The organism is Chelatococcus sp. KU-N122 (genome assembly GCF_055391085.1).
Genome location: NZ_AP043981.1, coordinates 781,320 through 806,474 on the forward strand (window position 1 = coordinate 781,320; position 25,155 = coordinate 806,474).

Below are 25,155 nucleotides of genomic sequence, written 5' to 3' on the forward strand. Positions count from 1 at the left end.
CCAAGAGAACCAGTTCGAGAGAACCAGCCCGGAGCGCCCCATGAAGGCCCGCGTGACCGTCACCCTCAAGAACGGCGTGCTCGATCCGCAGGGCAAGGCGATCGAAGGCGCCCTCGCCTCGCTCGGCATCGCCGGCGTGGCCGGCGTCCGCCAGGGCAAGGTGTTCGACATCGAGCTGAGCCACGGCCAGGCCGGCGAGGCGGAAGCGGCCCTGAAGGAGGCCTGCGAGAAGCTGCTGGCCAACACGGTGATCGAGAACTACCGCATCGAACTCGTAGGCTGATGTGGTCCGGGCTCCTGCCCCGACGGCCCGTCCGGGCAGCCCCGGCAGCCGCCCCATCCGACGATTGAGAGGCACGCCATGCTCGACCCCGACGCGCAGACCGTCCTCGATCTGATCAAGGCCGCAGGCCGGCCGCCGATCACGGCACTGGCGCCCGCCGAGGCGCGGCAGACCTACCTCAATTCCCGCCGGGCGCTGACGCCCGAGCCGCCCGAGGTCGCCCTCGTCGAGGAGCTGGAGGCCCCCGGCCCGCGCGGCCCCATTCCGCTCCGCCACTACCGCGGCATCGGCACCCGTCCCGGCATGGAGCTGCCGTGCCTCGTCTTCATGCACGGCGGCGGCTGGGTGATCGGCGACCGCGACACGCATGACTATGTCTGCCGCAAGCTCGCCAACGCCGCCGCCTGCGCCGTGGTCTCCGTCGACTACCGCCTGGCGCCGGAGCACGTCTTCCCGGCCGCGGTCGAGGATTGCGCCGCCGCCGTCCGCCACGTGGCCGCCGCCGCGGCGGACCTGCACATCGACACGGACCGCCTCGCCGTCGGCGGCGACAGCGCCGGCGGCAACCTCGCCGCCGTCATGGCGCACATGGCCCGCGACGGTGACCTGCCGGCGCTCGCCTTCCAGCTGCTGATCTATCCGGCCGCCGACATGGCCATGCGCCACCCCTCGCACGAGCTGCCGCTCGCCGGCTTCCCGCTGGAAGGCTCGACGGCGCGCTGGTTCGCCCGCCACTACATGGGCGAGACGGGCGACGTCGGCCATTGGTGGGCTTCGCCGCTCAAGGCGCCGCGCTTCGACGGCCTGCCGCCGGCCTTCGTGCTCACCGCCGGCTACGATCCGCTGGTCGACGAGGGCCGCGCGTACGCCGCCACCCTGGAAAAGGCCGGCGTGCGGGTGGCGTATCTGCACATGAGTGACCAGATGCATGGCTTCATCACCATGTCGAAGGTCGTCCGCGCCGCCGAGACCGCCTTGGACATCATGGGCCTGGCACTCGCCCGCGCCCTAGCACAGACCTGAGGGTCGCCGGAGCACCCGATGAAATCGGCCGTCGTCATCTTCCCCGGATCCAACCGCGAGCGGGACGTCGCGCGCGCGCTGAAGGCCGTGGCCGGCTCCGCGCCGGCCATGCTCTGGCACGGCGAGCACGAGCTGCCGCGGGGCACGGACCTGGTGGTGCTGCCCGGCGGCTTCAGCTACGGCGACTACCTGCGCTGCGGCGCCATCGCCGCCCGCGCCCCGATCATGGACGCGGTGCGCGCCCACGCCGCCCGCGGCGGCCTGGTGCTGGGCATCTGCAACGGCTTCCAGATCCTGTGCGAGTCGCAGCTGCTGCCCGGCGTGCTGATGCGCAACGCCCAGCTGCGTTTCGTCTGCCGCCGCCAGCACCTGCGCGTCGAGCGCAACGATACCGCCTTCACCGGCCGCTATCGCCAGGGCCAGGTCATCGACGTGTGCGTGGCCCACGGCGAGGGCAGCTATGCGGCCGACACCGACACCATCCGCCGTCTGGAGAGCGACGGGCGCGTCGCCTTCCGCTACAGCGATGCGGCGGGCGACCTGACGCCGGCGTCCAACTGCAACGGCTCGGTCAACGCCATTGCCGGCATCTACTCGGAGGGCGGCAACGTGCTCGGCCTGATGCCGCACCCGGAGAACCTGATCGACGACCTCGTCGGCGGCACCGACGGGCGCGGCCTGTTCGAAAGCCTCGCAGACGCGCGCCGCGCCGCCTGAACCGACACCCCGCTTGCTCCATGACGACGAAAGCGATGATCGCGAACGCCCCCAAGATCACCCCCGAGCTGGTCGCCGAGCACGGTCTCAAGCCGGACGAGTACGAGCGCTTCCTGGCGCTCATCGGCCGCGAGCCGACGATCACCGAGCTCGGCATCGTCTCGGCCATGTGGAACGAGCACTGTTCCTACAAGTCGTCGCGCCTCCACCTGCGCAACCTGCCCACCCAGGCGCCGTGGGTGATCCAGGGGCCCGGCGAGAACGCCGGCATCATCGACATCGGTGACGGCGACGCCATCGCCTTCAAGATGGAGAGCCACAACCACCCCTCGTTCATCGAGCCCTACCAGGGCGCGACGACCGGCGTCGGCGGTATCCTGCGCGACGTCTTCACCATGGGCGCCCGGCCGATCGCCGCGCTCAACGCCCTGCGCTTCGGCTCGCCCGACCACCCGCGCACCCGCCATCTGGTCTCCGGCGTGGTCGCCGGCATCGGCGGCTACGGCAATTCCTTCGGCGTGCCGACGGTCGGCGGCTCGGTCGGCTTCCACACCCGCTACGACGGCAACATCCTGGTCAACGCCATGGCCGTCGGCCTGGTGCGCAGCGACCGGATCTTCTACGCAACCGCCACCGGCGTCGGCAACCCGATCGTCTACCTCGGCTCCAAGACCGGTCGCGACGGCATCCACGGCGCCACCATGGCCTCGGCCGAGTTCGACCAGAACTCCGAGGAGAAGCGGCCCACCGTCCAGGTCGGCGACCCGTTCGCCGAGAAGCTGCTGCTGGAAGCCTGCCTGGAGCTGATGGACTCCGGCGCGGTCATCGCCATCCAGGACATGGGGGCGGCCGGCCTCACCTGCTCGGCGGTGGAGATGGGCGCCAAGGGCAATCTCGGCATCGAGCTCGACCTCGACGCCGTGCCCTGCCGCGAGGAGGGCATGAGCGCCTACGAGATGATGCTCTCGGAAAGCCAGGAGCGCATGCTCATGGTGCTCAAGCCCGAGAAGCGCGATCAGGCGGAGGCGATCTTCCGCAAATGGGGCCTCGACTTCGCCGTGGTCGGCCGCACCACCGACACGCTGCGCTTCGTCGTGAAGCACGCCGGCGAGGTGGTCGCCGACCTGCCCATCAAGGAGCTGGGCGACGAGGCCCCGCTCTACGACCGTCCCTACCTGTCCAACACCTTCGCGCTCGTCCTCGCCCCCGCCGACGTCCCGGCGCCGATGGCGAACCGGGAGGCGCTGCTGAAGCTCATCGGCTCGCCGGACCTTACCTCCAAGCGCTGGGTGTGGGAGCAGTACGATCACCTGATCCTCGGCAACACGGTGCAGACGCCGGGCGGCGACGCGGCCATCGTGCGCATCGAGGACGGCCCCAAAGGCGTGGCGCTGACCACCGACGTCACCCCGCGCTACTGCGAGGCCGACCCGGTCGAGGGCGGTCGGCAGGCGGTGGCGGAGGCTTGGCGCAACATCACGGCCGTCGGCGGCCTGCCGCTCGCCATCACCGACAACCTGAACTTCGGCAACCCGGAGAAGCCCGAGATCATGGGCCAGCTCGTCGGCTGCCTGCGCGGCATCGGCGAGGCCTGCCGCGCCCTCGACTTCCCCGTCGTCTCCGGCAACGTCTCGCTCTACAACGAGACGCAGGGGCGCTCGATCCTGCCGACCCCGACGATCGGCGGCGTCGGCGTGGTGGACGACGTCTCGGTGCACGCCACCATCGGCTTCCGGCGCTCCGGCGACCTCATCGCGCTGGTGGGCGACACCGCGGGCTGGCTCGGGCAGTCCTGCTATCTGCGCGACGTCTGCGGCCGCGAGGAGGGCGCCCCGCCACCGGTCGACCTCGCCGTCGAGCGCCGCAACGGCGACTTCGTGCGTGGCCTGATTCGGGCGGGCCGGCTCACCACCGTGCATGATTGCTCCGACGGCGGCCTCGCCGTGGCGCTCGCCGAGATGGCGCTCGCCGGCGGTGTCGGCGCCACCCTCGAGCCGCTGCCGGAGGGCCTTGCCGCCCATGCCTTCCTGTTCGGCGAGGACCAGGCCCGGTACGTGATCGCCGCCGCCCCCGACGTCATGGAAGCGATCGTCGCCGAAGCGGCGCTGGCCAACGTGCCTATCCGCCGGCTGGGCGCCACCGGCGGCACCGCGCTTGCGCTGCCGGGCGAGCCGCCCCTATCGTTGGCCGAGCTCGAAGAGGGGCACGAATCTTGGCTGCCGGCCTATATGGCTGGCCAGGGGCATCTCACCGCCGCCTGACGGGTAAAGCGACGGCGCCGCCCGTGCGGTCGAGCGTCCGCGAACCTATATTCAGTGCAGGCGATGGAGCAAAGGCACAGGAGCGGGGATCGGACGATGGCGATGCAGGCGCGCGAAATCGAGGAGATGATCCGCCAGGCGATCCCGGACGCCACGGTCGAGATCCACGATCTCGCCGGCGACGGGGACCACTACGCCGCGACGGTGGTGTCGCCGTCGTTCAAGGGCAAGAGCCGGGTGCAGCAGCACCAGATGGTGTACCAGGCCCTGCGCGGCAACATGGGCGGGGTACTGCATGCGCTTGCATTAACGACATCCGCCCCCAAGATTAGCGGGACCTACGCGCGCCTTGACCGCGCGAATGGAGGACTTTCAATGACTGACGCTCACGCCTTGATCGACAACGAAGTGAAGTCCAACGACGTCGTGCTGTTCATGAAGGGAACGCCGCAGTTCCCGCAGTGCGGTTTCTCGGGCCAGGTGGTGCAGATCCTCGACTACCTGGGCGTGCCCTACAAGGGCGTGAACGTGCTGGCCGACGACGCCGTGCGACAGGGTATCAAGACCTACAGCAATTGGCCGACGATTCCTCAGCTCTATGTCAAGGGCGAGTTCATCGGCGGCTGCGATATCATCCGCGAGATGTTCCAGGCGGGCGAGCTGCAGAACCATTTCACCGAGAACGGCATAGCCGTCCGCCAGGTGGCGTGACGAATGGCCGGATGGCCGGGGTCAAGCCCAGCCATCCGCCTTCTCGGGATCACCCGTTCACTTCTGCTGCAGCACCGCGCGCAGCAGGGCCTGGGCGTCCGCTGACGCCCATTCGGCCGGGCCGTCCAGGTTGGCGACGACGCATCCCTTGCGGTTGACGATTAGCGTCGTCGGCAGGCCCGAGGCCCGGTCGGCGCTGCGCAGGGCCTGGAACACCTTGCCTTGCGGATCGGCGTAATACACCAGGTTCGAGATGTTGTTGTCGGTCAGCCATTGCCTGGGCTTGGCCGGATCACGGCTGTCCATGTTGACGGCCACGACCTCGAAGTCCGGGCCGCCGAGGGCGGCCTGCAGCGCGTCGAGCGCCGGCATTTCCTTGCGGCACGGCACGCACCACGTCGCCCACAGGTTGAGCAGGATGACGCGGCCGTTGAAATCGCCGGCCGTCCGCGCCGCGCCGTTCGCCGTCTGGAAGGTGACCGCCGGCGCCGGCTGAGGCGCACGGGCCACCTGCACGCCGGCCACCTCGCCCTTGGCGAGCGCATCGACCGGTGCCGCATCCCAGCGGCCGCATTGCGCCTCCGCCACGTTGCGGGACGACGCGTGCCAATATAGGGCTGCGGCGCCGGCCGCGGCCGCGAACGCTGCGACAGCGATGAGCAAGGGGGCGTGGCGGCGGATGGACAGGGTCATGAGACCGAAATCGAGAGCAGCATGAGCAACAAGATGTGGGGCGGGCGGTTCTCGACTGCGCCCGCCGCAATCATGGAAGAGATCAACGCCTCGATCGAATTCGACAAGAGGCTGGGCCCGCAGGACGTGCGCGGCTCGTTGGCGCACGTGGACATGCTGGCGGCGACCGGCATCGTCTCGGACGCCGACGGGGCCGCGATCGCAGCCGGGCTGCGCGCCATCGCCGCCGACATCGACGCCGGACGCTTCACGGTGTCGCGGGCGCTGGAAGACATCCACATGAACGTGGAGGCCGAGCTCGCCCAGCGCATCGGCCCGGCCGCCGGCCGCCTGCACACCGCGCGCTCGCGCAACGACCAGGTGGCGACCGACATGCGGCTGTGGGTGCGCGACACCGTCGATGCGCTCGATGTCCAGCTCGCCGATCTGCAGCGGGCACTGGCCGGGCGGGCGCTGGAGTTCGCCGCCGCCGTGATGCCCGGCTTCACCCACCTGCAGTCGGCCCAGCCGGTGACGCTCGGCCATCACCTGCTCGCCTACGTCGAGATGTTCGGCCGCGACCGCGGCCGGCTGGTCGATGCCCGGCGCCGTATGAACGAATGCCCACTCGGCGCCGCGGCGCTCGCCGGCACCTCCTTCCCCATCGACCGCGCCCACACGGCGGCGGCGCTGGGCTTCGACCGGCCGACCGCCAACTCGCTCGATTCGGTCTCCGACCGCGACTTCGCCCTGGAGACGCTGGCGGCCGCCTCGATCTGCGCCGTGCACCTGTCGCGCTTCGCTGAGGAGATCGTGCTGTGGGCGACACCGCAGTTCGGCTTCGTGCGGCTATCCGACGCGTTCTCCACCGGCTCGTCGATCATGCCGCAGAAGCGCAACCCGGACGCGGCAGAGCTGGTGCGCGGCAAGGCCGGCCGCGTGGTCGGCGCGCTCGCGGCGCTGCTGATCGTGATGAAGGGCCTGCCGCTGACCTATTCCAAGGACATGCAGGAGGACAAGGAAGGCACCTTCGACGCCCTGCACACGCTATCGCTCTGCCTGGCGGCCATGACCGGCATGGTGAACGACCTGACGCCCGACCTGGAGGCCATGCGCCGGGCCGCCGGCAGCGGCTATGCGACGGCGACCGACCTGGCCGACTGGCTGGTGCGGACGCTGGGCCTGCCCTTCCGCGAGGCGCACCATGTCACCGGCCGCCTCGTCGGCATCGCCGCCGAAGGCCGGATCGGGCTGGAGGAGCTGACTCTGGCCCAGATGCAGGCTGTGGAGCCCCGCATCACCACCGACGTGTTCGGCGTCCTGGGCGTCGACCGCTCGGTGGAAAGCCGCACCAGCTATGGCGGCACGGCGCCCGCCAACGTCGAGCGCGAAGCCCGGCGCTGGCTCTCGGCGCTCGGCCCCGAGGCTCCCCCGGCAGGCCCCGGCGGGACGGGCGGCGGCGCCTGAGCTTTGCGATTCCGTCCCCGGATCTTTCGGTTATAGTGCCGCCCGCTTCGTGAGGATCGCCCCCCTTGTCCGCTCCCCCTTCCGCGCTGTTGCGCGTTGTCGTCGTCACCGCGGTGATGGCTTTGGCCTTGGCTGCCTGCGGCCGGCGCGGCGCGCTGCAGCCGCCGCCGGACCCTTCGGCGCCCAAGCAGACCGAGGCGCAGAAGGCCGACAGCCAGTCGGATGACGACGAACCTGATACGATCGTGCCGACGCCCGCCATCACCGGGGCGAAGAAGAAGCCCAAGGGCTACACCATCCCGAAAGAGCCATTCATTCTCGATTCACTGCTCTGACGGCTCGGCCCTGATAAGCTGCTCCTGAATGGATGGGTAGCCGGCCGCGACCCGGCTACCCATCCTCAAGGACCCATCCATCCACGAGGAGATGGAGCGGAACGGAGGCGTTCCGCTCCCGCACCGCATGCGCCATTTCGAATATCGTGGCGGCGTTCTGCACGCCGAGGACGTCGACCTTCGCCACCTAGCCGACGAGGTCGGCACGCCCTTCTATTGCTACGCCAGCGCCACCCTGGAGCGGCACTACCGGGTGTTCGCCGAAGCCTTCGCCGACGTGCCGTCGCTGGTCTGCTACGCGGTGAAGGCCAACTCCAACCAGGCGGTGCTCGCCACCCTCGCCCGCCTCGGCGCGGGCATGGACATCGTCTCGGGGGGCGAGCTGGGCCGCGCGCTGGCGGCGGGCGTGCCGGGCCGGCGCATCGTCTTTTCCGGCGTCGGCAAGACGCGCGAGGAGATGGCCGCAGCCCTCCACGCCGACATCCTCTGCTTCAACGTGGAATCCGAGCCGGAGCTGGAGGCGCTGTCCGAGGTGGCGGCCGGGATGGGCCGCCGCGCGCCCGTCTCGGTCCGCATCAATCCGGACGTCGATGCGGGAACCCACGCGAAGATCTCGACCGGGCGCTTCGACAACAAGTTCGGCATTCCGATCTCGCGCGCCGCCGCGGTCTATGCCCGCGCCGCCGCCCTTCCCGGCATCGAGACGATCGGCGTCGACATGCACATCGGCAGCCAGATCGTCGATCTCAAGCCGTTCGAGGATTCGGCCCGGCGGCTGACCGAGCTGGCGCGGGAGCTGATGGCGGCGGGCCACCGGCTGCGCCACATCGACTTCGGCGGCGGCCTGGGCGTGCCCTACAAGCTCGACAACGAGCCGCCGCCGCTCCCCGCCGAGTACGCCGACATCATCAAGCGCACGACCCGCGATCTCGGCCTCGAGCTGGTGTTCGAGCCCGGCCGGCTGATCGTCGGCAACGCCGGCATCCTGGTGGCCCGCGTGCTCTACCTCAAGCACGGCGAGGGCAAGACCTTCCTCATCGTCGACGCGGCGATGAACGACCTGATCCGGCCCACGCTCTACGATGCCCACCACGATATCCTGCCGGTGGTCGCGCATGCGCCCGATGCGCCGGTCATGGTGGCGGACGTGGTCGGCCCGGTCTGCGAGACCGGCGACTATCTGGCGCTGGACCGGCATCTGCCGCAGCTGGCCAGCGGCGACCTGATCGCGGTGATGACCGCGGGCGCCTATGGCGCGGTCCAGTCCAACACCTACAACACACGACCCCTCGTGCCCGAGGTCCTGGTGAAGGGTGCGGACCACGCAATCGTGCGGCCCCGCGTCACGGTCGAGACATTGATCGGCCTTGATCGCCAGCCACCCTGGCTGAGCTGAGGCGCCCATTCGTTTCGCCTGCGACACAGGCCCGGGGCGCCCTAGCAAGTTCGTTTGCGCATGCTAACTTGAAGCGCGGGGGCGGACGAGGCGTCGGCAGGTTTCTTGCAGAGACCGGACGAGCGGACTGACGCGCGCCGACGTGGCGCGGCCAGGAGAACTGGATGAGCAACGTGCCGCAGCAAGCGGCCTTGCGCCCGCCCCCGGAGCCGCGGCGCGAGCGATCGAAACTGGACCGTCTGATCGAGCGGTCACGCCTCGCGCTGCTGTGGGAGCGGGCATGGCCTGCCGTCTGGCTGCCGGTCGGCGCGCTCTGCTGCTTCGTGACGCTCGCCTGGCTCGGGGTCTGGGTCGATCTGCCGCCACTCGGCCGGGCCATCGGCTGCGGCGTGTTCGGCCTTGCCCTCCTGGCTTCGCTCGTCCCCCTGCTGCGGCTGCGGTTGCCGGCGCGCCGCGACGCGCTGTCGCGGCTCGACCGGTCGGCGACCGCCACCCACCGGCCGGCAACCGCGGTGGAGGACAAGCTCGCGCTCGGCAACGGCGATCCCGCCGCCAAGGCGCTCTGGGCGCTGCACCAGAGCCGCGCCGCCGAAAGCCTGGCCGGGCTCACGGTCGCTCCGCCTGCGCCGCAGATGGCGCGGCGGGACCCCTACGCCTTGCGCGGCCTTGCCATCGTCGCCCTGGCCGCCAGCGCCTTCGTCGCCGGCCCCGAGCTGATGAGCCGGCTCGCATCCGCCTTCGACTGGCGCGGCCTGCCCAGCGCCACCGCGGACGTGCGCATCGACGGCTGGATCGACCCGCCGCTCTACACCCGGCTTCCGCCGCTGATCCTCGATTTCAAGAACGCCCAGCCGGCACCGGTGCGCGTGCCGGTGAACAGCACGCTCGTGCTGCGCGCCGCTGGCCGCAGCCCGCTCACGGTCACCGCAGGGGACGGACTCAAGGAGCTTCAACCGGCGAAGACCGGCAGCCAGCCGGCGGGGCCGCACCTCAGCGAGCATCGCTTCACCGTTATCGGCGGCGCCGACGTCTCCGTACGCGCCGGGCCGGCGAGCGGCAGCCTGACGGTGCAGGCGATTCCCGATACGCCGCCGCAGATCGCGCTGGTCGGCCAGCCGCAGGCCAATGCCCGCGGCTCCTTGACGATCACCTACACCGCCAAGGACGACTACGGGCTCGCCTCGGCCGAAGGCGTGGTGGAACGCGCCGACGGCCATGCCGGCCGCACCCTGGTCGAGCCCCCCAAGCTGCCGCTCAGCCTGCCGAGCGATCCGAGCGGCGACGGCGAGACCAAGACGACGGTCGACCTGTCGGACAGCCCCTGGGCCGGCGCCCGGGTCAAGCTCACCCTCGTCGCCCGCGATGAAGCCGGCCAGATGGGGACCAGCGAGACCACGACCATCACCCTGCCGCAACGGCCCTTCTCCAAGCCGCTCGCCCGCGCCCTGGTCGAACAGCGCCGCGACCTGATCATCGAGCCCGACCAGCGCCGCCGGGTGCAGACGGCGCTCGATGCGCTGCTGATCGCGCCGGAGCTGTTCACGCCGGAACCCGGCATCTATCTCGGCCTCAACTTCGCCGCCGACCAGTTGCGCCAGGCCAAGACCGATCCGGACCTGCTGGAGGTCGCCGACTTCCTGTGGGAGATGGCGCTGCAGATCGAGGACGGCGATCTGTCCGACGCCGAGAAGGCCTTGCGCGCCGCGCAGGAGGCGGTGCGCCAGGGGCTGGAGCGCGGCGCCCCCGAGGACGAGATGCGGCGGCTCACCGACGAGTTGCGCCGCGCGCTCGATCGCTTCGTCAGCGAGTTCGCCCAGCGGCAGATGCAGAACCGCGACCAGGCTCAGAACCAGCGCAGCGACCCCAACGCCCGCACGGTCACGCCCGACGACCTCCGGAACATGCTGAACCGTATCGAGGAGCTGTCGCGGCAGGGTGCCACGGCCGAGGCGCAGCGGCTGCTCGAGGAGCTGCGCAACATCCTGGAGAACCTGCGCACGGCTCAGCCCGGGCGGCAGCCGAACCCGCTGGCGCGCGAGCTCAACCGCTCGTTCGACGAGCTGGACAACCTGATGCGCGATCAGCAGGGCCTGCGCGACGAAACCTATCGCAACGGCCAGCAGCGCTCGCAGAACGGCCGCGGCCAGCAACAGCAGCAGCGCCGCGGCGACGACGGCCAGCGCGGCGGTCAACGCCGCGCGCCCGGCGAGCGGGGCGGCCAGCAGCAGATGGGCGAAGGCGACCAGGGGCAGTCGCAGGAGGAGCTGGGGCGCCGCCAGCAGGCCCTGCGCCAACGCCTCGAGGAGCTGCAGAATCGGCTCAAGGGCCTCGGCATGGAGAGCGAACAGGGGCTCGAGGATGCCGAGCGCGAGATGGGCGACGCGGAAGGCGCGCTCGGGCGCGGCGAGGCCGGCGACGCAGTCGATTCGCAAGGGCGCGCCCTGGAGGCGATGCGCCGCGGCGCCCAGGGCCTGGCGCAGCAGATGCAGCAGCAGGGCAACGGCAGCGAACAGGCCGACGGCCAGGACGGCGAGCCGGGACGCCCGGAGGGCCGCGCCCAAGGCGCCGAGGACACCGATCCGCTGGGGCGACCGACACGAGGACGCGATTGGGTCGACGGCCGCGTCAAGATTCCCAACGCCGCCGACGCCACCGTGGCCCGGGCCCGGCGCATCCTGGAGGAGCTGCGCCGTCGCCTGGGCGAGCCGGACCGCCCCCGCGAGGAGCTCGACTACCTCGAGCGCCTGCTCAGGCCGCGATAGCGCGTGATCGCGAGGGGCTGCCGCGGGGCTCTTGGAAAGATCGTGCTCGAGACGACAGCCTGGAGCGGCGACGCCCGAAGGGACATCATCCCATTCTAGGTGCGCGGCCCTGATCGGGGTTGCCGTCGCTCTGTCTTGAGCACGGGTCCCGGCCGCGCTCGGACCTCGCTTTTGTGTATGGCTCCGATGCTCCAGACGCCCTTGATACCGACTCCGGTCGGCCCGAAATTCCTAAGTCTAGTGATGGATTTGCACCCGAGACGGCGGCGCGCGCGGTCCGGCGCCGTCGCCCGGAAGCGCTTCTCTCCGATCGGGTGATTCCACCCGAGCGCGAAGCGCTCTAGGGTGCGCGGCGCAGCGTGCGGGCCGCAAGCGTGATCAGCCGACAGGAGTGGGGCATGAGCGGATCGAACTGGATCGTCGGCATCGCCGTCGCCGCCGTCGCCGTGGTGCTCATCATGGGCCTCGTCAACATGATGCAGGGCGGCAGCGCCGAGCGCTCGCAGAAGCTGATGCGCATGCGCGTGCAGCTGCAGTTCCTCGCCGTCATCATCATCATGGCGGTGCTGTGGTGGCGCGGCACCTGACCGCGAACGGAGCCGATTCACTAGAAGCTTGAGCTTGACACAACTATACGGTGGTCATTCGCCAGAGAGCCGTCTATGGTTGACGCAGCGTCAACCAATACGGTTTTCGTGTCCGCATGGCTCGATCGTTCCCAGCAGTGATTCTGCTAGTGGCATTCTCTGCGCCAGCGCAAGCAGCCGACCTCTCACGCATCGACATCACGACGGTGCACGATCCGACGCCAAGCTTCGTGAGCGAGCTGCGCTTCGGCGGCTCGGCGCAGGACCCCGGAGGGCCTGAACAAGGCACCGGCAACGTCACCGGCGCCGTCGTCTTCGCCAAGCCGTTCCGCTCCGCCGACCCGATCGTCGACGTCTTGCTTCCCCGTCCGATGATCGGCGGCAGCTGGAACACCGGGGGCCGGACCAGCTTCGGCTACGCGGCGCTGGCCTGGACCTACGACATCTCGCCCCAGTTCTTCGTCGAGGCGACCTTCGGCGGGGCGATCCACAACGGCGACACCTCGACCCCGGTGCCCCCGCACCATGATTCGCTCGGCTGCTCCCCGCTGTTCCGCGAGAGCGCGGCGGTGGGCTATCGCTTCGACGTCCATTGGAGCGTCATGGCCATGGTCGAGCACATGTCGAACGCCGGCCTGTGCTCCAGCAACCGTGGGCTCACCAACGTCGGCGCGCAGCTGGCCTACCACTTCTGACCGATCGCACCGGCCCTGCCCCCCGCGCCGACTTGCGCTTCGGGCGCGATCCGGGTCTATCTCTGCGCGGGCACATGTCCGCCCGGGCAACGCATCCGAACGGCGGACGCGCTCGAGCATGCCCGCAAGGAGGCCGCGATGGTCGCGTTGAACCGCATCTACACCAGGACCGGCGATGCGGGCACGACCGGCCTCGCCAACGGCGAGCGACGCAAGAAGCACGACCTGCGCGTCGAGGCCTACGGCACCGTCGACGAGACCAACGCGGCCGTCGGGATGGCTCGCCTCCACACCGCCGGCAGCGACCTCGACGCCATGCTCGGCCGCATCCAGAACGACCTCTTCGACCTGGGTGCCGATCTCGCGACCCCCGAGACCGACAAGCCGATGAAGCACGAGCCGCTGCGCGTGCTCGACAGCCAGGTGCTGCGGCTCGAGACCGAGATCGACACGCTCAACGGGCCGATCGAGCCGCTGCGGTCGTTCGTGTTGCCGGGCGGCTCGCCGGCCGCCGCCGCGCTGCACGTCGCCCGCACCGTCTGCCGCCGCGCCGAGCGCCTCGTCGTCGCGCTTGCCGATCAGCCCGGCGAGGTGGTCTCGCCCACCGCCGTCAAGTACCTCAATCGCCTGTCGGACTTCCTCTTCGTGGCGGCGCGCGCCGCCAACGGCAACGGGCGCTCCGACGTGCTCTGGGTGCCCGGCCAGAACCGCTGAGGGGCGCGGCTGCCGACCGCGCCCCGATGGGCGCTCCGCCCCGTTTCGGCGCGCCGCGCAGACAAATCCGTTGCCCGGCCTCGCCGCGGCGGCGCCTGCCGTTGACATGGCGCGTCGGCGCGCTAGGTTCCGGCCCTTCAAGAGACAGGCTCTCATCATCCTTTCGATGCGCCGGAGCGTGGTCCAGGCGACAGGTGCCTGAACGGACGCCACGTCGCAGGACGAGCAAGCGTTCAGCTGACTTTTCGGCTGCACGGCTCTCGGGCGACAGCAGCGGATGAGCGGTTGGCTCTTGCACGAATTTATGCGCGAAGGGATGCCCGTATGAAGATACTCGTGCCCGTGAAGCGGGTCGTCGACTACAACGTCAAGATCCGCGTGAAGCAGGACGGCTCCGGCGTCGAGCTCGCCAACGTTAAAATGTCGATGAATCCCTTCGACGAGATCGCCATCGAAGAGGCGATCCGGCTGAAGGAGAAGGGCAAGGCGACCGAGATCGTCGCCGTCTCGATCGGGCCGGCCCAATGCGCCGAAACCATCCGCACCGCCCTCGCCATGGGCGCCGACCGCGGCATCCTGGTGAAGACCGACAGCGCCGTGGAGCCGCTCGCCGTGGCCAAGCTGCTGGCGAAGGTCGTGGCCAACGAGAACCCGGCCCTGGTCATCCTGGGCAAGCAGGCGATCGACGACGACAGCAACCAGACGGGCCAGATGCTGGCCGCGCTGCTCGGCTGGTCCCAGGGCACCTTCGCCTCGAAGATCGAGGTCGACGGCGACAGCCTGGCCGTGACCCGCGAGGTGGACGGCGGCCTGCAGAGCATTTCGCTCAAGCTGCCGGCCATCGTCACCACCGACCTGCGCCTCAACGAGCCGCGCTACGCCTCGCTGCCCAACATCATGAAGGCGAAGAAGAAGCCGCTGGACGAGACCGCGCCGGAGACGCTCGGCGTCGACATCGCGCCGCGCCTCAAGGTGCTGAAGACCGTCGAGCCGCCGAAGCGGCAGGGCGGCGTCAAGGTCGCCTCGGTCGAAGAGCTGGTGCAGAAGCTGCGCAACGAGGCAGGAGTGATCTGAGATGACGACCCTACTGCTCGCTGAACACAGCGGATCCGCCCTGAACGACGCCACCGGCAAGGCGCTGACGGCGGCCAAGGCGCTGGGTGCTCCCGTGCACGTGCTGGTCGCCGGCGCGGGGAGCCGGGCGGCCGCGGACGCCGCCGCCAAGCTCGACGGCGTGGAGAAGGTGCTCCTTGCGGAGAGCGCGGCCTACGAGCACGGCCTGGCCGAGCCGCTGGCGGCGCTGATCGTGTCGCTCGCCGGCTCCTACGATGCGATCGTCGCGCCGGCCACATCGACGGGCAAGAACGTGACGCCCCGCGTCGCCGCCCTGCTCGATGTCATGCAGATCTCCGAGGTCACCAAGGTCGATTCGCCTGACACCTTCGAGCGGCCGATCTACGCCGGCAACGCCATCCAGACCGTGCAGTCGGGCGACGGCAAGAAGGTGCTGACGGTGCGCACCTCGGCCTTCCAGGCGGCCGGCCAGGGCGGCTCGGCGCCGGTCGAGGAGGTCGCCGCGGCCGCCGATCCGGGCCTGTCGGTGTTCAAGGGCGAAGAGCTGTCGAAATCCGACCGGCCGGAGCTCGCCTCCGCCAAGATCATCATCTCGGGCGGCCGGGCGCTCGCCTCGTCCGAGAACTTCACCAAGTACATCGAGCCGGTCGCCGACAAGCTCGGCGCGGCCATGGGCGCGTCGCGGGCGGCGGTCGATGCAGGCTTCGCCCCCAACGACTGGCAGGTCGGCCAGACGGGCAAGGTGGTGGCGCCCCAGCTCTACATCGCGGTGGGCATCTCCGGCGCCATCCAGCACCTCGCCGGCATGAAGGACAGCAAGGTCATCGTCGCCATCAACAAGGACGAGGAGGCGCCGATCTTCCAGGTTGCCGACTACGGCCTGGTCGGCGACCTGTTTGCCATCCTGCCGGAACTGGCGGCGGCGCTGGACAAGTAGGACACGCCGAAGGCGGACCGGGCAACGGTCCGCCTTCGGCTTTTTTGGGACCAGTTATATCAACCTGTTGCTGTATAGGGCCGCCCGTGCCGCCCTCCGGTCGTCGTCGATCCCCTCGCGGGGCGACCTGGCGAGGAGCGCGACCGCCGGTCACGGCAGAATGAACGCATCGGCGCGTCGAGCGTCTACCAAATGTCCGATGTGATCGATACGTTAAGCAAGGTTGCACGCAGTGCGGCGATGGCGCCGGCCCCTCCCGTCGAGAGGGCGGCAGTGACGGCAACGGCCCGGATGGCGAAGCGATGGCGAGCGAAATCAGGAAAGTAGGCATCATCGGCGCGGGTCAGATGGGCAACGGCATCGCCCATGTCTGCGCCGTCTCAGGCTTTGCCGTGCGCCTCAATGACCTGACCGAGGATCGGATCAATTCGGCGCTGGCGACGATCAACGGCAATCTGGCGCGCCAGGTGGCGCGGGGCCAGCTGCCGGAGGAGGATCGCCGTGCCGCGCTCGACCGCATCACGCCGACCTACGACTACGCCGATTTCGTCGATTGCGACCTCGTCATCGAGGCCGCGACCGAAAACGAAGAGGTCAAGCGCAAGATCTTCGCCGCGCTCTGCCCGCTGCTGCGGCCCGAGACGATCGTCGGCTCGAACACCTCGTCGATCTCGATCACGCGGCTGGCGGCGTCGACCGACCGGCCCGAGCGCTTCATCGGCATGCACTTCATGAACCCGGTGCCGATGATGCAGCTGGTCGAGCTGATCCGCGGCATCGCCACCGAAGATGTCACGTTCGAGGTCGCCAAGACCTTCATTCGCCAGCTCAACAAGACCATCACGGTTGCCGAGGACTTCCCGGCCTTCATCGTCAACCGCATCCTGCTGCCGATGATCAACGAGGCGATCTACACCCTCTACGAGGGGGTGGGCTCGGTCGATTCCATCGACAACGCCATGCGGCTCGGCGCCAACCATCCCATGGGGCCGCTGCAGCTCGCCGATTTCATCGGCCTCGACGTCTGTCTCTCGGTCATGCAGGTGCTGCACGAAGGGCTCGCCGATTCCAAATACCGCCCCTGCCCACTGTTGGTGAAATACGTCGAGGCCGGCTGGCTCGGCCGCAAGACCCGGCGCGGTTTCTACGATTATCGCGGCGAAAAGCCGCTGCCGACGCGCTGAGCGCAGTCGCCGCCGCCGGCCCGCGAAGCCTTTGCCTCGCAAGTGTCTGGCCCGTGCTGCCGGTCCGCGCCGGCGAGGTTCACAACGCCGTCACACCCCATGTAGTCTATTGACGCGCAAGAGATTCGCGCCTCTTGTGCGGCCGCTGACGTGACTGTCGTCGCGTCAGCCGGAGCATTTCCGATCGGATGATCCAACCGACTGGCTCACCCGACCGGAAGGCACTCTACGGGTACGTCCCGCGGTTAGCCTCATGCCTGGCTCGGGTCATGCTCGAACACGGTAGTTAGCGAGCGGACGGCGATTCGCTGCGGATCGGCCGCTGCTCCTGCGACTGGAGGTGGCTGAGTGACGGTGCACGTGCCCCTTCCCGCGTCACCGGAGGCGTGCCCCGCCCTGGTGCTCAATGCGGACTACCGGCCGCTGAGCTACTACCCGCTCTCGCTGTGGAGCTGGCAGGACGCCATCAAGGCCGTTTTCCTCGATCGCGTGAACATCATCTCCTACTACGACACGCTGGTCAGAAGCCCCAGCTTCGAGATGAGGCTTCCATCGGTCGTATCGCTCAAGACCTACGTCAAGCCCTCGCGACAACCGGCGTTCACCCGCTTCAACGTGTTCCTGCGCGATCGCTTCACCTGCCAGTACTGCGGCAGCCGGGAGGATTTGACCTTCGATCACCTGATCCCCCGCTCCAAGGGCGGCCAGACGACCTGGGACAACGTGGTGACGGCCTGCTCGTGCTGCAACCTGAGGAAGAGCGACTACCTGCCGAGGGAGATCGGCATGGTGCCGGCGGCCTTGCCGTTCCAGCCGAGCGTCCATGACCTGCACCAGAACGGTCGCCATTTCCCGCCGAACTACCTGCACGACAGCTGGATGGACTACCTCTACTGGGACACCGAGCTGGAGCCCTGATCGCGTCGCACCCGGGCGCCCTGGCCGGGCTCGCCCAGGCTCCTGGCGCGTGGAGGCACCGATCGAGCTTGCATGGATGCAAGGCGCATCTGGCGCGGCCAGCGCTTCCATGCACGGGGTCACCTGCCTAAGTGTGCGTCATATCAGCCCCGTCTTGTGAAAGGGCAACGCACATGCAGCTCACCGGTCTCCATCACGTCACCGCGGTCTCCGCCAACGCGGCCGGCAATCATGCCTTCTACACGGGCGTGCTCGGCATGCGCCTGGTCAAGCGCACGGTCAATCAGGACGACGTCAGCGCCTATCACCTGTTCTATGCCGACGAGGCGGCTTCGCCCGGCAGCGACCTGACCTTCTTCGAATGGCCGGTGCCGCCCGAACGCCGCGGCAGCAACAGCGTGGTGCGCACCGCGTTGCGCGTCGCCAGCGCCGAGGCGCTCGGCTTCTGGCAGCGCCGTTTCACCGAGCTCGGCGTCGCGCACACCGCCGTAGCCGTCCGCGACGGGCGCGCCACGCTCGACTTCGAGGACCCTGAGGGACAGCGGCTGGCGCTGATCGACGACGGCGGCGCGGGCGAGGCCCACCCCTGGGACCGCAGCCCGGTGCCGTTGCCCTACCAGATCCGTGGCCTGGGCCCGGTGACGCTCTGCGTCGCCAGCCTGGACGCGCTCGATCCGGTGCTGACGGGGGTCATGGGAATGCGCCTGGCGCGCAGTTACGACGACCACGCGCTCGGCCAAGTGCGGGTCTACGAGATGGGCGCCGGCGGCCCGGCGGCCGAGCTCCATGCGGTGGAGCGTCCGGACCTGTCGCGCAGCGTCCAGGGCGCCGGCGCCGTGCATCACGTGGCCTTCCGGACGCCGGACGTGGCGCAGTACCACGCCTGGACGGAACGGCTGAAGGCTTTGCGCGTGCCCAACAGCGGCGAGATCGATCGCTTCTACTTCCAGAGCCTCTATTTCCGCGAGCCCAACGGCATCCTGTTCGAGATCGCCACCGACGGGCCGGGATTTGCCACCGACGAGCCGGCGGACAAGCTCGGCGAGCGGCTCGCCCTGCCGCCCTTCCTGGAGGGGCGTCGGGCCGAGATCGAGGCCGGCCTGAAGCCGCTGACGACAGCCTGAGCCACAAGTCGGCGCCTTGCGGTCGGGCCGCCTCGCCCGACCGCAGACGAGGCGCTCCGGATTCGAGCAAGCCGGAGCCCGTCTCTCCGATCGGACGCCCCTTCGGATCGGGGCATGCTCCAGACGCAGGGTGTCCGCTCCGCCGCCGCGCCGTCGCAGCGGAGCGGGCCTCATTGGTGCCGGAAATCGTTGACAGAAGGACGTTCTAGACCCATTTGGCGGGTCTGGGGCGGCGCGCTCGCGCTCGGCTCCGTCCGCGCCTCCGTTTCCCATCGCAGCGGAGGCTCTTGCCGGCTTCGTGCACGCCCCGGATGGGAACGGGCATCGAGGCCGGAACAGCAGGTTTTGCCCGGGTTCGGCGCCGCCGAGCCGCCTTCCCCGCGGAGGCGTGCGCTCCCGGATCCGTCCGAAAGGCCCTTCATGTTCGGCGCTCTCGCGAAAAAAATCTTCGGCTCCGTCAACGACCGCCGGCTCAAGTCGTATGCGCCCCGGGTGCAGCGGATCAACGGCCTCGAGGCGGAGCTCGCGGCGCTGAGCGATGCGCAGCTGCGGGCGCGCACCGATGCCTTCCGGGCCGAGCTCGCCGCCGGCAAAACCCTCGACGACATCCTCGAGCCCGCCTTCGCCACCGTCCGCGAGGCGGCCAAGCGCGTGCTGGGCCAGCGCCACTTCGACGTGCAGCTCATCGGCGGCATGGTGCTGCACGAGGGCGCCATCGCCGAGATGAAGACCGGCGAAGGCAAGACCCTGGTCGCGACGCTGCCGACCTATCTCAATGCGCTCGCCGGCAAGGGCGTGCACAACGTCACGGTGAACGACTACCTGGCGCGCCGCGACTCCGAGTGGATGGGGCGCGTCTACGGCTTCCTCGGGCTCAACGTCGGCGTCATCGTGCATGGCCTCGACGACGACGAGCGCCGGAACGCCTACGCCTGCGACATCACCTACGGCACCAACAACGAGTTCGGCTTCGACTATCTCCGCGACAACATGAAGTACGAGATCGCGCAGATGGTCCAGCGCGGGCACGCCTTCGCCGTCGTCGACGAGGTGGACTCGATCCTGATCGACGAAGCCCGCACGCCGCTGATCATTTCCGGGCCGCTGGACGACCGCTCCGACCTGTACAACGAGATCGACAAGCTCATTCCGCAGCTCACCAAGACGGACTACGACCTCGACGAGAAGCAGCGGACGGTGTCGCTCACCGAGCAGGGCAACGAGCGCATCGAGGAGCTGCTGCAGCAGGCGGGCCTGCTGGAGGAGGGGTCGCTGTACGACGCCGTCAACGCGACGCTGGTCCACCACGTCAACCAGGGCCTGCGCGCCCATACGCTGTTCACGCTGGACAAGGACTATATCGTTCGCAACGGCGAGGTGGTGATCATCGACGAGTTCACCGGCCGCATGATGCCGGGCCGGCGCTATTCGGAAGGGCTGCACCAGGCGCTCGAGGCCAAGGAGCACGTGCAGGTCCAGCCGGAGAACCAGACCCTCGCCTCGATCACCTTCCAGAACTATTTCCGCCTCTACGGCAAGCTCGCCGGCATGACCGGCACGGCGGCGACCGAGGCCGACGAGCTCATGGACATCTACAACCTCGAAGTGGTGGAGATCCCCACCAACGTCCCGGTCAAGCGCCTCGACGAGGACGACGAGGTGTATCGGACGGTGCCCGAGAAGTTCAAGGCGATCGCCCGCGAGATTGCCGAGGCACAGGAGAAGGGCCAGCCGGTGCTGGTCGGCACCACGTCGATCGAGAGATCCGAGTACCTGGCCGACTTTCTCAAGCAGAGTGGCCTGAAGCAGATCGACTTCGGCAGTCCCGATGCGCTGGATCCGCTGTTCAAGGCCGCCCGCTCCGGCAAGGCGTCCAAGCACTTTGCCGTGCTGAATGCCCGCTTCCATGAGCAGGAGGCGTTCATCGTCGCCCAGGCGGGCGTGCCCGGCGCCATCACCATCGCCACCAACATGGCCGGCCGCGGCACCGACATTCAGCTCGGCGGCAACGCCGACATGCGCATCCGCCAGGAGCTCGACGGCGTGCCCGAGGGCGAGGAGCACGACGCGAAGGCGGCCGCCATCCGTGCCGAGGTGGCCGAACTGAAGCAGCGGGCGCTCGCCGCCGGCGGCCTCTACGTGCTCGGCACCGAGCGCCACGAGAGTCGGCGCATCGACAACCAGCTGCGCGGCCGTTCAGGCCGCCAGGGCGACCCCGGCCGCTCTAAGTTCTTCCTGTCGCTGCAAGACGAGCTGATGCGCATCTTCGGCTCCGAGCGGATGGACGGCATGCTGCAGCGCCTGGGCCTCCAGGAAGACGAAGCCATCGTCCACCCCTGGATCAACAAGGCCATCGAGAAGGCGCAGGGTAAGGTCGAGGCGCGCAACTTCGATACCCGCAAGAACATCCTCAAGTACGACAACGTCATGAACGACCAGCGCAAGGTGGTGTTCGAGCAGCGGCGGGAGTTCATGGCCGCCGAGAACGTGCGCGAGACCATCGACGAGATGCGCCGCGGCACCGTCGACGACACCGTCGCCCAGGGCATCCCGCCGGACGCCTATCCGGAACAGTGGGACGTGGCGGGGCTCGCCGAGGACGTCCAGCGGCAGCTCAACCTCGACGTCCCCGTTGCCGCGTGGGCGCAGGAAGAGGGCATCGCCGACGAGGAGATCCGCGACCGCCTGCGCAAGGCCGCCGACGAAGCCTATGCCGTCCGGGTCGAGAAGAACTCGCCCGAGATCATGACCTACATCGAGAAGCAGGTCCTGCTTCAGACCTTGGACCACCTCTGGCGCGAGCACCTGGTGACGCTCGACCACCTGCGCCAGGTCATCGGCTGGCGCGGCTATGCCCAGCGCGACCCCCTGAACGAGTACAAGTCGGAGGCCTTCCAGCTCTTCGACGGGCTGATCGGCAACCTGCGCGAACAGGTCACCGCTCAGCTCATGCGCGTCGAGGTGATGTTCGAGCAGCCGGCGGAGCAGCAGCTGCCGCCGATGGTGGGCCACCACCTCGATCCGCAGACGGGCTTCGACGAAATGAGCGCGGAGCAGACGAGCTTCATCAGCACCGGCCTCGGCGCCATGCCCGAAGAGCTGGCGACGTTGCAGCGCCCCCCTGCGAAGGAGCGGGACGCACGCGATCCCGCCACCTGGGGCAAGGTCGGCCGCAACGATCCCTGCCCCTGCGGCTCGGGCAAGAAATACAAGCACTGCCACGGCCGCCTGGCCTGACGCGACGCCCGGCGAGCCCGGGCGTCCGCCGGGCCCGAGCAGAGCGCTGCGCGATGAGGTGGGCTCGCCCAGTCGCGGCGAAGCGGTCCAGCTTCGAAAAGTTGGGGCCCTCTCATGAAACGGAGGTCTCTCCTTCAATACTTGGCCGCCGCTCCATTCCTGCTATCGGGCGGCGGCGCGGAATTGAGCTGGGCCGAGACTGCCGCCAGGGAGCGCCGCCTTCGCCCCGGCGATCCCGAATGGCCGAGCGCCCAGGATTGGGATGGGCTCAGGCGGGGCGTGGACGGCAATCTCATCGCGCTGGAGCCTGCGACCGCGCCATGTCGGGTCGCGCCGGAAGGGGACGCCTGTCAGGAGCTCTTCCGCGCGTTGAAGAATCCCTACTTCGTGGGGGACAGCCCGGCGCTCACGCAGACCTGCGGCTGGATCGGCGCCTGGACAAGCCAGCCAAGCGTCTATGCCGTCAAAGCGCAGAGCGCCGCCCATGTCGCCGCCGCGGTCAATTTCGCTCGCCGGAACGAGCTGCGCCTGGTGGTCAAAGGCGGCGGACATTCCTATCTCGGCGCCTCCAACGCCGCGGACTCCCTTTTGATCTGGACGCGCGCGCTGAACGACATCAGCGTGCATGACGCCTTTGCTCCAAGCGGCGCGAATGGGAACGCCGAGCCCACCCCGGCCGTGACGGTCGGCGCCGGCGCCATATGGATGCATGTCTATGAGGCGGTGACCTCGGGCGCGGGGCGCTACGTTCAAGGCGGCGGATGCGGCACGGTCGGCGTCGCCGGGCTGGTGCAAGGCGGCGGCTTCGGCACCCACTCCAAGCGCTTCGGCACGGCGGGCGCGTCCCTCCTGGAAGCGGAGATCGTCACTGCCGACGGTGCCATACGAACCGTGAATGCCTGGCGCGATCCCGAGCTCTACTGGGCGCTGAAAGGCGGCGGGGGCGGCAGCTTTGGGGTGATCACGCGGCTGACCTTGCGCACCTGGGACTTGCCGGCGCGCTTCGGCATGGTCTCGACCACGATCCAGGCCCATTCCGATGACGCCTATCGCCGGCTTATCGCGAATTTCGTCGCCTTCTTTGCGAGCCGCCTGTGCAATCCTCATTGGGGCGAGCTGGCGCGCGCTAGGCCCGGCCAGCGGTTGGACATCTCGATGAACTTCCAAGGGCTCGAGCAGGCGGAGGCGGCCGATATCTGGCGGCCGTTCCTTGCCTGGATCCGCGAGCAGACGGATCTCACGGCGACCGAGCCCGCCATCTTCGCCGGTCCCGGGCGCTATCGTTGGGACGGCGCCATGCTCGAGAAATACCTTCCCGGCGCGATCCTCCACGACGACCGTCCTGACGCGCCGGCCGCGAATGTCTTCTGGGCGGCGAATCTCGCCGAGGCCGGGCACGTCATCCACGACTTCGAGTCGCTATGGCTGCCCGCTGAGCTGCTGCGGCCGGAGCGGCAGGCGGCGCTCACCGATGCACTCGTCGCCGCGAGTGGCCATTGGACCGTGGAGATGCATTTCCAGAAAGGGTTGGCCGGCGCTTTGCCCGAGGTCATCGAGGTGGCGCTGGACACGCCGATCAATCCGCAAGTGACGCAGGCGTTCATGCTGGCCATTGTCGCGAGCGAAGGTCCGCCTGCCTTCAGCGGGCTTCCCGGCCACGAGCCGGATGTCGCCAAAGCGCGGCGAGATGCACGGCGCATCGGGCTCGCGATGACGGAGCTGCGTAAAGTCGCTCCCGACGGCGGATCCTATGTGGCGGAGAGCAGCTATTTTCAGCAGAACTGGCAGCACGCCTATTGGGGCAGGAATTACCAGCGTCTGCTCTCGGTCAAGGAACGCTATGATCCCGACGGCTTGTTCTTCGTCAGGCACGGCGTCGGCAGCGAAGGCTGGAGCGAGGACGGCTTCGAGCGTCGTTGAATGTGCAAAAAAGCGGCGACCCGTAGGTCGCCGCTCGATTGCTCAGATCTCGACACGTCGCCGCGGGGCATCGCCCGCGGCGCTTCGGCCGCCGCCTACTTCGGCAGCAGGTCCTTCAGGCCCGAGAGGGTGAAGTCGGCGGAGAGGGTCGCGACGAAGGCCGCGCCGCACCACTTCGACTTGCCCGTCGTGTTGGCGTAGCCCGCCGGGTCGCCAGTGTTCAGGAAGCAGTCGGCCTTGTTGAGATTGGTGTCGTAGTACCGCAGGTCCAGAGTCAAGTTCTTGTAGGTGTAGGCCGCACCGACGTTCCACGTGGTGTAGCTCTTGAGCTTGACCGGAGTGCCGTAAGTCGTCTGGGTCAGCCGCTGGTTGACGTAGCCCAGGTCGTAGTAGCCGAGCTCGCCCGAGACCGAGAAGCCCGACGGCATGAAGCCCAGGAAGCCTTCCGGCACGTTGTACTTGGCGGTGGCGTTGACGTAGGTGGCCGGAGCGCCCGTGCCCAGCCAGTTCCAGGCGTAGTAGACGCCGGCGCCGACGATGTAGGTGTCGTGCGCGTTGTAGGTAACGGCGCCGTGCACCTCGCCGAAGTCGGTGTTCTTCGGCGTCAGATAGCCGAACGCGTCGAACGTGTCGCCGGTGACGAAGTTCGTATAGGTCGTGATGTTCGGGTTGATCAGACGACGCTCACCCGGATAGCCGTACAGAATGTAGCCGAAGTCGAACGCCAGGGGGCCGAACTTGGGCCGGATACCGGCAGAGAAGTCGCACTCGCACGATGGCTGGGTCGGCAGATCGACCTTCGAGTAGAAGAAACCTGCGTACAGCCAGTTGTTGAAGAACTGGGCTTCCGCATAGCCCTGGATCACCGGCTTGTTGTTCGACTGCGAAATGCCACGGAAGATGTAGTTCGTGGTGCCCTTCACGCCGAAGGCGAGATCGAAAGGAACATCAGGGGTCGCCGGGGCCGGCGCAGGAGCCACCAGATCCGCTGCCGCGACATTGCCCGCCAGCAGCGTCGCGCCGGCAATAGCAGTGAAGCAACCCCAAATTTGTCTTCTTTTGAACATGCCAGGCCCTCAAGCGTGTCGATCTTATGGTGTCAAGATCAGCGAATTGGGCGTATTAGCAATTCATATAT

At 68.8% G+C, this 25,155-nt stretch carries 21 protein-coding genes and 1 pseudogene; 20 read left to right on the plus strand and 2 right to left on the minus strand.

What is annotated here, in order from left to right; genetic code table 11:
* Nucleotides 1-40: 40 nt before the first annotated feature.
* The 6 genes and pseudogenes from purS (at nucleotide 41) to grxD (ending at nucleotide 4,995) form a co-directional block, all read left to right on the plus strand.
* The gene (purS, locus tag ACZ5PO_RS03525; RefSeq protein WP_464190318.1) at nucleotides 41-283 is read left to right on the plus strand and encodes a phosphoribosylformylglycinamidine synthase subunit PurS; all 243 of its coding nucleotides are present in this window, start codon (nucleotides 41-43) and stop codon (nucleotides 281-283) included.
* 78 nt (nucleotides 284-361) lie between these two features.
* Nucleotides 362-1,306, plus strand: coding sequence for an alpha/beta hydrolase (locus tag ACZ5PO_RS03530; RefSeq protein ID WP_464190321.1), 945 nt, complete (start codon nucleotides 362-364; stop codon nucleotides 1,304-1,306).
* 18 nt (nucleotides 1,307-1,324) lie between these two features.
* Nucleotides 1,325-2,023: a phosphoribosylformylglycinamidine synthase subunit PurQ gene (gene purQ / locus ACZ5PO_RS03535; RefSeq protein ID WP_464190323.1), complete on the plus strand. Its 699-nt coding sequence runs from the start codon at nucleotides 1,325-1,327 to the stop codon at nucleotides 2,021-2,023.
* Between the two features lie 35 nt (nucleotides 2,024-2,058).
* Complete coding sequence (purL, locus tag ACZ5PO_RS03540) at nucleotides 2,059-4,284, plus strand: phosphoribosylformylglycinamidine synthase subunit PurL (protein ID WP_464190325.1); 2,226 nt, start codon at nucleotides 2,059-2,061, stop codon at nucleotides 4,282-4,284.
* Between the two features lie 126 nt (nucleotides 4,285-4,410).
* A pseudogene (locus ACZ5PO_RS03545) lies at nucleotides 4,411-4,596 on the plus strand (BolA/IbaG family iron-sulfur metabolism protein); the annotation flags it as partial.
* A gap of 63 nt (nucleotides 4,597-4,659) precedes the next feature.
* Nucleotides 4,660-4,995, plus strand: a complete 336-nt coding sequence (gene grxD, locus ACZ5PO_RS03550; RefSeq protein WP_464196646.1) for a Grx4 family monothiol glutaredoxin — start codon at nucleotides 4,660-4,662, stop codon at nucleotides 4,993-4,995.
* Nucleotides 4,996-5,052: 57 nt separating this feature from the next.
* On the opposite strand, the gene tlpA is transcribed toward grxD, so the two are convergent.
* Nucleotides 5,053-5,688 carry a thiol:disulfide interchange protein TlpA gene (gene tlpA, locus ACZ5PO_RS03555; protein WP_464190328.1) on the minus strand — a complete coding sequence of 212 codons (636 nt, stop codon included), beginning with the start codon at nucleotides 5,686-5,688 and terminating at the stop codon, nucleotides 5,053-5,055.
* Nucleotides 5,689-5,709: 21 nt separating this feature from the next.
* Between tlpA and argH the strand changes: the two genes are divergently transcribed.
* The 14 genes from argH to ACZ5PO_RS03625 all read left to right on the plus strand — a co-directional run bounded on the left by argH (nucleotide 5,710) and on the right by ACZ5PO_RS03625 (nucleotide 24,017).
* The gene (argH, locus tag ACZ5PO_RS03560) at nucleotides 5,710-7,134 is read left to right on the plus strand and encodes an argininosuccinate lyase (protein WP_464190330.1); all 1,425 of its coding nucleotides are present in this window, start codon (nucleotides 5,710-5,712) and stop codon (nucleotides 7,132-7,134) included.
* 65 nt (nucleotides 7,135-7,199) lie between these two features.
* A complete protein-coding gene (gene lptM / locus ACZ5PO_RS03565) occupies nucleotides 7,200-7,469 on the plus strand; it encodes an LPS translocon maturation chaperone LptM (protein ID WP_464190332.1) in 270 nt (89 codons plus the stop codon).
* Between the two features lie 127 nt (nucleotides 7,470-7,596).
* On the plus strand, nucleotides 7,597-8,865 hold the full coding sequence (gene lysA / locus ACZ5PO_RS03570; protein ID WP_464196648.1) for a diaminopimelate decarboxylase: 1,269 nt from the start codon (nucleotides 7,597-7,599) through the stop codon (nucleotides 8,863-8,865).
* A gap of 164 nt (nucleotides 8,866-9,029) precedes the next feature.
* A complete protein-coding gene (locus ACZ5PO_RS03575; RefSeq protein WP_464190335.1) occupies nucleotides 9,030-11,627 on the plus strand; it encodes a TIGR02302 family protein in 2,598 nt (865 codons plus the stop codon).
* Nucleotides 11,628-12,025: 398 nt separating this feature from the next.
* On the plus strand, nucleotides 12,026-12,214 hold the full coding sequence (locus ACZ5PO_RS03580) for a twin transmembrane helix small protein (RefSeq protein ID WP_188607247.1): 189 nt from the start codon (nucleotides 12,026-12,028) through the stop codon (nucleotides 12,212-12,214).
* Between the two features lie 149 nt (nucleotides 12,215-12,363).
* Nucleotides 12,364-12,909: an acyloxyacyl hydrolase gene (locus ACZ5PO_RS03585; RefSeq protein ID WP_464190338.1), complete on the plus strand. Its 546-nt coding sequence runs from the start codon at nucleotides 12,364-12,366 to the stop codon at nucleotides 12,907-12,909.
* 138 nt (nucleotides 12,910-13,047) lie between these two features.
* On the plus strand, nucleotides 13,048-13,623 hold the full coding sequence (locus ACZ5PO_RS03590) for a cob(I)yrinic acid a,c-diamide adenosyltransferase (RefSeq protein WP_464190340.1): 576 nt from the start codon (nucleotides 13,048-13,050) through the stop codon (nucleotides 13,621-13,623).
* A gap of 324 nt (nucleotides 13,624-13,947) precedes the next feature.
* On the plus strand, nucleotides 13,948-14,697 hold the full coding sequence (locus ACZ5PO_RS03595) for an electron transfer flavoprotein subunit beta/FixA family protein (protein ID WP_464190342.1): 750 nt from the start codon (nucleotides 13,948-13,950) through the stop codon (nucleotides 14,695-14,697).
* Between the two features lies 1 nt (nucleotide 14,698).
* Entirely contained in the window at nucleotides 14,699-15,634 is a 936-nt protein-coding gene (locus tag ACZ5PO_RS03600; protein ID WP_464190344.1) for an electron transfer flavoprotein subunit alpha/FixB family protein, read from the plus strand.
* Between the two features lie 302 nt (nucleotides 15,635-15,936).
* On the plus strand, nucleotides 15,937-16,818 hold the full coding sequence (locus ACZ5PO_RS03605; RefSeq protein ID WP_464190346.1) for a 3-hydroxybutyryl-CoA dehydrogenase: 882 nt from the start codon (nucleotides 15,937-15,939) through the stop codon (nucleotides 16,816-16,818).
* 348 nt (nucleotides 16,819-17,166) lie between these two features.
* Nucleotides 17,167-17,736 carry an HNH endonuclease gene (locus ACZ5PO_RS03610; RefSeq protein WP_464190348.1) on the plus strand — a complete coding sequence of 190 codons (570 nt, stop codon included), beginning with the start codon at nucleotides 17,167-17,169 and terminating at the stop codon, nucleotides 17,734-17,736.
* Nucleotides 17,737-17,909: 173 nt separating this feature from the next.
* The gene (locus ACZ5PO_RS03615; RefSeq protein WP_464190350.1) at nucleotides 17,910-18,860 is read left to right on the plus strand and encodes a ring-cleaving dioxygenase; all 951 of its coding nucleotides are present in this window, start codon (nucleotides 17,910-17,912) and stop codon (nucleotides 18,858-18,860) included.
* 420 nt (nucleotides 18,861-19,280) lie between these two features.
* Nucleotides 19,281-22,097, plus strand: coding sequence for a preprotein translocase subunit SecA (secA, locus tag ACZ5PO_RS03620; protein ID WP_464190352.1), 2,817 nt, complete (start codon nucleotides 19,281-19,283; stop codon nucleotides 22,095-22,097).
* Between the two features lie 369 nt (nucleotides 22,098-22,466).
* Entirely contained in the window at nucleotides 22,467-24,017 is a 1,551-nt protein-coding gene (locus ACZ5PO_RS03625) for an FAD-binding oxidoreductase (RefSeq protein WP_464190354.1), read from the plus strand.
* Nucleotides 24,018-24,112: 95 nt separating this feature from the next.
* On the opposite strand, the gene ACZ5PO_RS03630 is transcribed toward ACZ5PO_RS03625, so the two are convergent.
* The gene (locus ACZ5PO_RS03630; protein WP_464190357.1) at nucleotides 24,113-25,084 is read right to left on the minus strand and encodes a TorF family putative porin; all 972 of its coding nucleotides are present in this window, start codon (nucleotides 25,082-25,084) and stop codon (nucleotides 24,113-24,115) included.
* Nucleotides 25,085-25,155 lie beyond the last annotated feature (71 nt).

Bases quoted from the DNA above. Each gene is read 5' to 3' on its own strand.
- purS (WP_464190318.1), top strand. From the start codon at position 41: ATGAAGGCCCGCGTGACCGTCACCCTCAAGAACGGCGTGCTCGATCCG.
- ACZ5PO_RS03530 (WP_464190321.1), top strand. From the start codon at position 362: ATGCTCGACCCCGACGCGCAGACCGTCCTCGATCTGATCAAGGCCGCA.
- purQ (WP_464190323.1), top strand. From the start codon at position 1,325: ATGAAATCGGCCGTCGTCATCTTCCCCGGATCCAACCGCGAGCGGGAC.
- purL (WP_464190325.1), top strand. From the start codon at position 2,059: ATGATCGCGAACGCCCCCAAGATCACCCCCGAGCTGGTCGCCGAGCAC.
- grxD (WP_464196646.1), top strand. From the start codon at position 4,660: ATGACTGACGCTCACGCCTTGATCGACAACGAAGTGAAGTCCAACGAC.
- tlpA (WP_464190328.1), bottom strand. From the start codon at position 5,688: ATGACCCTGTCCATCCGCCGCCACGCCCCCTTGCTCATCGCTGTCGCA.
- argH (WP_464190330.1), top strand. From the start codon at position 5,710: ATGAGCAACAAGATGTGGGGCGGGCGGTTCTCGACTGCGCCCGCCGCA.
- lysA (WP_464196648.1), top strand. From the start codon at position 7,597: ATGCGCCATTTCGAATATCGTGGCGGCGTTCTGCACGCCGAGGACGTC.
- ACZ5PO_RS03575 (WP_464190335.1), top strand. From the start codon at position 9,030: ATGAGCAACGTGCCGCAGCAAGCGGCCTTGCGCCCGCCCCCGGAGCCG.
- ACZ5PO_RS03580 (WP_188607247.1), top strand. From the start codon at position 12,026: ATGAGCGGATCGAACTGGATCGTCGGCATCGCCGTCGCCGCCGTCGCC.
- ACZ5PO_RS03590 (WP_464190340.1), top strand. From the start codon at position 13,048: ATGGTCGCGTTGAACCGCATCTACACCAGGACCGGCGATGCGGGCACG.
- ACZ5PO_RS03595 (WP_464190342.1), top strand. From the start codon at position 13,948: ATGAAGATACTCGTGCCCGTGAAGCGGGTCGTCGACTACAACGTCAAG.
- ACZ5PO_RS03600 (WP_464190344.1), top strand. From the start codon at position 14,699: ATGACGACCCTACTGCTCGCTGAACACAGCGGATCCGCCCTGAACGAC.
- ACZ5PO_RS03605 (WP_464190346.1), top strand. From the start codon at position 15,937: ATGGCGAGCGAAATCAGGAAAGTAGGCATCATCGGCGCGGGTCAGATG.
- ACZ5PO_RS03615 (WP_464190350.1), top strand. From the start codon at position 17,910: ATGCAGCTCACCGGTCTCCATCACGTCACCGCGGTCTCCGCCAACGCG.
- secA (WP_464190352.1), top strand. From the start codon at position 19,281: ATGTTCGGCGCTCTCGCGAAAAAAATCTTCGGCTCCGTCAACGACCGC.
- ACZ5PO_RS03630 (WP_464190357.1), bottom strand. From the start codon at position 25,084: ATGTTCAAAAGAAGACAAATTTGGGGTTGCTTCACTGCTATTGCCGGC.